At 73.9% G+C, this 345-nt stretch carries 1 protein-coding gene; it reads right to left on the minus strand.

Going from position 1 to position 345, the window contains the following annotated elements:
• The coding region (locus GM672_RS27950) for a PilX N-terminal domain-containing pilus assembly protein (protein ID WP_260115714.1) at nucleotides 1-276 on the minus strand (276 nt) is incomplete at its 3' end.
• Between the last annotated feature and the right edge of the window lie 69 nt (nucleotides 277-345).

The following is a 345-nucleotide window of genomic DNA, read 5'->3' on the forward strand; positions in this document are numbered from 1 at the left end:
GCCGTGGCCGGCAGTGAAGGCCTGGACAGCGCCGAACAGGGCCCGGCGCCCGGCCGGGCCGCCGGCCGCCCCCTCGATATCGCGTTCCGCATCCATCAGTGCATCCTCCGCAGATTGCAGCGCGATGTGCCGGTCCCGCTCGGCGCGCGCCGATTTTTCGCCCATCATCGACACATTCGCCGCCGATGCCGCCAGCAGCAGCACGGCCACCAGCATCACCAGGCTGGCAACCAACGTCGCGCCGCGCTGGCGCCATCCAGGCAGGCCGCGGCGCATCAGGCCCCCGCGCGGTTGCGCAGCATGACGGCCGCCTCGAACAGCCGGCGTGCGCGGGCCCGCAGCGGC

It is taken from the genome of Pseudoduganella buxea (assembly GCF_009720835.1).
GTDB lineage: Bacteria > Pseudomonadota > Gammaproteobacteria > Burkholderiales > Burkholderiaceae_D > Rugamonas > Rugamonas buxea.